The organism is Synechococcus sp. R5-15 (assembly GCF_047462035.1).
Lineage (GTDB): Bacteria > Cyanobacteriota > Cyanobacteriia > Thermostichales > Thermostichaceae > Thermostichus.
This window is the reverse complement of record NZ_JANSIK010000110.1, coordinates 1-5,692: the sequence shown is the minus strand read 5'-3', so window position 1 is coordinate 5,692 and position 5,692 is coordinate 1. Positions and strand designations below refer to the sequence as shown.

At 59.7% G+C, this 5,692-nt stretch carries 5 protein-coding genes; 1 reads left to right on the top strand and 4 read right to left on the bottom strand.

Translation table 11 applies throughout. The features are described 5' to 3' along the window. Positions 1–150 precede the first annotated feature (150 nt). Together NW839_RS10045 and NW839_RS10040 are read right to left on the bottom strand one after the other, a co-directional pair. Positions 151–2,100, bottom strand: a complete 1,950-nt coding sequence (locus NW839_RS10045) for an acetate--CoA ligase family protein (RefSeq protein ID WP_414352105.1) — start codon at positions 2,098–2,100, stop codon at positions 151–153. Positions 2,101–2,476: 376 nt separating this feature from the next. Further along, positions 2,477–2,626 carry a hypothetical protein gene (locus NW839_RS10040; RefSeq protein ID WP_011429585.1) on the bottom strand — a complete coding sequence of 50 codons (150 nt, stop codon included), beginning with the start codon at positions 2,624–2,626 and terminating at the stop codon, positions 2,477–2,479. Between the two features lie 134 nt (positions 2,627–2,760). On the opposite strand from NW839_RS10040, the gene NW839_RS10035 reads away from it, so the two are divergent. After that, positions 2,761–4,005 (top strand): Era-like GTP-binding protein, encoded by a 1,245-nt coding sequence (locus NW839_RS10035; protein WP_414352106.1) that lies wholly within the window; start codon positions 2,761–2,763, stop codon positions 4,003–4,005. On the opposite strand, the gene lipA is transcribed toward NW839_RS10035, so the two are convergent. Next, the gene (lipA, locus tag NW839_RS10030) at positions 4,002–4,856 is read right to left on the bottom strand and encodes a lipoyl synthase (protein ID WP_414352107.1); all 855 of its coding nucleotides are present in this window, start codon (positions 4,854–4,856) and stop codon (positions 4,002–4,004) included. The two genes, NW839_RS10035 and lipA, sit on opposite strands and share 4 nt — an antisense overlap. Before the next feature lie 221 nt (positions 4,857–5,077). Continuing rightward, the gene (locus NW839_RS10025; RefSeq protein ID WP_011429588.1) at positions 5,078–5,572 is read right to left on the bottom strand and encodes a DUF4079 domain-containing protein; all 495 of its coding nucleotides are present in this window, start codon (positions 5,570–5,572) and stop codon (positions 5,078–5,080) included. Positions 5,573–5,692: the final 120 nt, after the last annotated feature.

Below are 5,692 nucleotides of genomic sequence, written 5' to 3'. Positions count from 1 at the left end.
TCAAAGCGCATTCCTCCCGGCACTGACCCTACGGGTACAGTGCGGGGCTCCTGCGATTTCTAGCTGACTGGCTGGCCGGCCTTTTTCCCCAGCAGGGATCCCTTGTTTTGCCTACCCTTTTACAAGAATCTGAAGAAAATCCAAAACCCCTCAGCCAGACCAGTTCTTCAGCATCTGGCTAATGGTTCTGCAGATGATCCGCAGGGTCATGGAGCGCAGCAGGATCCCCATCTGAAGGTCTGTCCTCGGCAATTCAAATCGCTCCGCCTGGCCCGCCACCGTCAAAGTTAGGGTGGATCCCCGCTGCAGGAAGAGGGCGCCGCCGGGGTTGAGATCCCGTTTCAGGGTTTGCAGCTCTTGATCGGAGGGATCCCGCAGCACCACCAGATCGCTGCCTTCGTAGGCCAAGCCCTCCCGCTCCAGGGTCTCTTCGTCGGCTTCCGCCAAAAGCAGATCCAGTTGGGGATGGCGCAGCAGGGTTTTCACCTGGCGAAAGAGGCTGCCCTGCAGGGGTCTAGAGCTGTGGTTTAGCAGCACACCCTCCCGACAGACGGATCCCACACATGCGTTGGGGCGGTGGGACAAAATATGCTCCACCAAGGTGTGCGCCTCCGCCAAGGTGAGGCGGTTAAAGGTCAAAATCGGGATGCGGGCCGTCTTGGGAAACAGATGGTCGAGGATTGCCCCCGGCACATCCACTCCCGCGCCAATGGCAGGTTTTTGGTGCATGAGCACACCTGGCGCAGCATTGATCTCGATGATCCCCAGGGATCCCTCCTTCCAGGAGCGCTCCAGGCTGGGGGCAATGACATCGATGCCCAAGCACACCAGTGAGAACTGCTGGGCAATGGTTTGGGCCAAAACCACGTTGTCGGGATGGACGGTGGCCGTGACATCGCGGCTCACTCCTCCCGCCGAGAGATTGGATACCTTGCGCAGATAGACCGTCCGCCCCGGTTCCAGCACACTGTCCACTGTCAAGCCTTGCTCTGCCAGAAAGCGCTCCATTGCCTCGTCCCATTGGATCGGCCCCAGGGGAGAAGTGGGGGTATCCCAACGGACGGGATCCCGGTTGGCCTGCTCGATGAGCTGCCCGATGGTGCTTTGGCCATCTCCCGTCACTGAGGCGGGGCGTCGTTCCGTGGCCGCCACAAAGCGGCCTCCCACACACAACAGGCGAAAATCGGTGCCCTGCAGATGCTTTTCCAGGATCAGCCGGATGGGCTCCTCAGGGGGAAGGGCTGCCACGGCTACCTCGTAGGCAAAGGCCAGCTCTTCTGGGGTTTGAATGCCAGCCGTCACCCCCATCCCCTTATGGCCGGCCACCGGCTTGAGCACCACCGGATAGCCGATTTCCTGCGCCAACTGCAAAGCTTCTGCCAAAGAGGCGACCACCTCTCCCTGGGGCACGGGGAACCCTTGCGCCGCCAGAAAGGCTTTGCAATCGTCTTTGCGGGTGGTGAAGTCAGAGTCGAGATGGCTGTCGCAGTGAAAGGTGGTGGCCACCCCTCGCACCTGGTTGCGCCCATAGCCATACTGCATCACCCCCTCATCCCACAGGTAGTAGGTCGGGATCCCGCGTTCGTGAGCAGCCCGCAAGAGGGCATAGACCGTCGGCCCGCCGTACACCGAGTCGCGAAACAATTGCTGCAGGCGGCGCATCTCCCCTTCAACGTCGAAGGGCTCCCCTTGGGCGATGGCTTCCAGCCAATCCCAAGCAAAATAAACCGCGGCACGAGTGGTACGGCCATGCAAGGTCTGCACCGCGATGCGCACATACTTTGGAAACAGGTGACAGCTCCACTTCTGCAAGTGGAGATCCATCTGCAACCGGTTCACCTCCGTCACCAGCCGGGCAAACAAGTGGGCGTAGGAAGGATAAGATCCCTCCTGCAACTGGGGGAAATGGAAGCAGACCTTGGACAGGTAGACATCAATGGGCAGCGGCTGTGGGCACTGGGTAAGGGCAAAGTCGAAGGTGAAAGCGGCTGTATTGAGATAGGGGTTAGGGCCGAGATAATGCTTCAGGTTGAAAATGTCGAAAACATCCGACTCGCGCGCGTTGATGCGGGGCACGCCCGCCGCCTCCTGCAAAACCATAGCCGGCCTCAAGAGAAGGGAAACAACGACCTCAGCGCGGGGAAAACCCAGCTCTCCCGGCTGGGGCCGCTTCCATTATTCCCGATCCGGCCCCCATCCCCGGCGGCTTGCCCTCGCAGCACAAGGGATCCCAGCTAGCCTTTTGCTGGTCAATTAACAGTTGCCTGACAGGCAACTTGGTAACTTGGAAAACCCTTCCCACCCTCTGATCGGGTTGGGGTTATTTCGAGTTGCAGTGCAACTGTTTGCCAATTCTGGGATCCCCTCTCCTCATAATGGGCAAGGGGCTGGGAGTGCTTGCCTGTAGCAGTGCTAGAGGAATGCCTCAGACTTAGACTTGTTCGGAATCACCTAACGATGGGCTTGCCAAGTTGGACTAGCGAAGGGCGCTCAGAAGCACAACATCCATAACCAGCAGCGCCCCAGCAAAGGCCAGCAGGCTGCGCACGATCTGGCGCTCTTGCTTAGAACGATGGGATCCACCCACACGAAGCCATTTCAGAGATTGGGGAAGGCGGTACAGCATAGGAGATTCGGCGGAACCCTAGGGTGATCATGCCCTATTTTGTGGGGTTTGGATTCCCCACGCTGGGGGGGAGAAACGGCTAGCCCTGAGGGGCAATTCCCTCTAGAGTGAGGGTTAGTCCATTGCCCCTGTCTATGACCACTCCCTTGACCCAAGCCGAAACCGTTTTGCAAAGGTGCTGGGATCATTGGCAATCTCTGGCCAGCCGTCGGGATTTACAACCGGAGTTCAGGGCTCTATCCACTTTGCGCAAGCGCCTCACCGCGCGGCTGTTTTCCATTGCGGTGTTTGGGCTGGTCAACCGTGGCAAGTCGGCCGTCCTGAACGCCCTAACCGGCGAGGAGCGATTGAAGGTGGGCCCCCTCAATGGGGTCACTCAGCAGCCCCAATCCCTGCTGTGGCAGCCGGAGCCAGGGATCCCTTGGCGGGTGAGGCTGGTGGATACTCCGGGTTTGAACGAAGTGGAAGGAGAAGCCCGCGAACAGTTGGCCTGGGATGTGGCCCGCTCGGCGGATTTGATCGTGTTTGTCATCGCCACCGACCTGACCCAGTTGGAATACCAAGCTCTCTCGGAGCTGCGCACTCTATACAAGCCCATCCTGCTGGTGTTGAACAAATGCGATCTCTACTCCGAAGCGGAGTTGCAGGCCATTTGTGCCCAGATCAGCCGCCACCTAGGCTGGGTATCGCCGCAGGAGATTTTGACCGTGGCCGCTTGCCCAAAACCTCTGAAAGTCCGCACCCACTGGCCGGATGGCCGCATTACTTTGGAATGGGAACGGCCTGCACCCCAAATTGAAGCCTTGCGGGGGCGAATTCTGCAGATTTTGCAAACCGAGGCGGGATCCCTCCTGGCTTTGAATGTGTTGAAGCGGCTGGACCGGGTTCAGGCCCAGATTCTGGAAAAACAGTGGCAGCACCATGCCCCCTTTGTGGAGCAATGGGGCAGGATTTTCGCCCTTGGCAAGGGGATTGTGGTGGGCTTGGCTCCGCTGGGGTTGGATTTGCTGTTGGCCCCACTGCTGGATGGTCTTTGGCTGCTGGGCTTGGGAGTGCGGCTTCACCTACCCCGGACGGCCTTGTGGAGGGGGCTGGTCTCCTTTCGCGAGGGGCTGTGGCGACCGCTGCTGCTCAATGGGGCTTTGCTGCTGCTAGCAGAAGGAGTAAGTTCCTGGCTGTGGGGAGACTGGGGCAACGGCCTTTTGCCGGGTCTGGTGGCGGGGGTCAGCCTGTATCGCCTGGGATCCCTGGCGCCACAGGTGCTCAGCCGGTTTGCAGCCCGAGCGTTCGGCCTGGAAGCGGGCCTTCGTGCCTTGATCGGACGGGAAAGGTTGGCTATGACAGACTGCACAGCCTCTCTGCCAAGCTCCCTGGCCTAGTTCTCAACCATTTCGGCAGCGTGGTAGGAGCTGCGCACCAATGGCCCTGAGCGCACCTGGCGAAACCCCATCTGGCGGGCTATCTGGCCCAGCTCGGCAAACTCTTCCGGAGTCCAGTAGCGTTCCACAGGGCGATGGGCCAAGGAAGGTTGTAGGTATTGCCCCAGAGTCAGACGATCGCATCCCACCGCCAGCAGATCCCGGAAAGTTTCCAGCACTTCTGCGCGGGTCTCCCCATGCCCCAGCATCAGCCCAGACTTGGTGGGTAATCCAGGATTCAGCTCCTTGACCGTTCGCAAAACCCGCAAGGACAAGTCGTAGCCGGAGCTGCGCCGTACTGCCTGGGAGAGGCGTCGCACCGTTTCGATGTTGTGGTTGTAGCAAACAGGCTGGGCAGCCACCACACGGGCAATGCACTCGCGATCCCCGCGAAAGTCGGGGGCAAGCACCTCGATCTGGGTGCCGGGGCAGCGCCGCCGAATTGCCTCCATGACCTCCACAAAGCGACCGGATCCCTGGTCGGGCAGATCGTCGCGGGCCACCGAGGTGAGTACCACATAGCTGAGCCCCAGCAGCTCAACCGCCTCGGCCACTTTCTCCGGCTCTGTGGGATCCAACGGTGCGGGCCGTCCACTGGCCACCTGGCAAAAAGAGCAGGCGCGGGTGCAGATCCCTCCCATCAGCAGAAATGTAGCGGTTTTTTGGCTGTAGCACTCGGCTCGATTTGGACAGCGCCCCTCCTCACAAATGGTGTGCAGGCCCCGCTGCTTGATCACCTGCTGCACCGCTGAAGTCTCGCTGGCTTTGCCGATGGAACGCTTGACCCAACTGGGAAGAGGGCTAACCGACATAGGGAGAACCGTTGCGTTAACTGGGTATCGGCAACAAGACTGCGCCCCTCTACAGCCGAAGGATGCAGCGCCTGCTCTGCCATTCTGACATGATGAAGCTCTGGGTTCCGAAAAGGGGAGGCCGAAGTCTTTGGGTCGACGGACTTCTCGGCTCGCACCAGCGGGACAAAGTCCTCCCAAAGCTCAGCCCTGTTCAGGGTTGCATGGGTCTTTCGGGGAGATTAAGCCACCTGGGGTGTGGTCAGCATCTGGTTGACGATGCGCTGCACAATCTGAAAGCCGGTCACCGCCTGCCAACCCAAGATCGCCAGGATCACCACGTTTAATAGGACATGCACATTACGCGCCCAGACCTTTTGCCCGTCTTTCATCAGCGGTGCTAGAGCCGCAGAGCTGGCCACCAAGGCCACAATGCCCAACCCAGCCAGCAGGTGAGGCCCAACAAACAGCTTGCCATTGTTCAGGTAGGTAACCCCCATGCCGCCCAGCGCCCCGAACACCATCAACACCAAGAACAGGGATCCGGCGAGGAAATGCCGCTGACCAAACTTCCCTTTGATCAGCTCCTTGCGTTCTTCTGCTGAGGCAGTGCGCACCCGTCGCGCTTGCAGACCCAGGTAAAGGGCATACAGGGCCAGCGCAAATGCCAAAATCATCAGCACAGGATGAAAGAAAGGCAAGGCCAGTTCTAGCCAGCGAGGAAGTTGAATGCTCATAGAGATCGCAGGATGGAAGAGGAAGACGCCCCCAAATTAACATGAGTTAACGTAAACTACCCGACCCTGACTGCTTCGCAGTACAGGGCGGGCTTTCGGTAGCCCTGCAGTTGGCAAGCC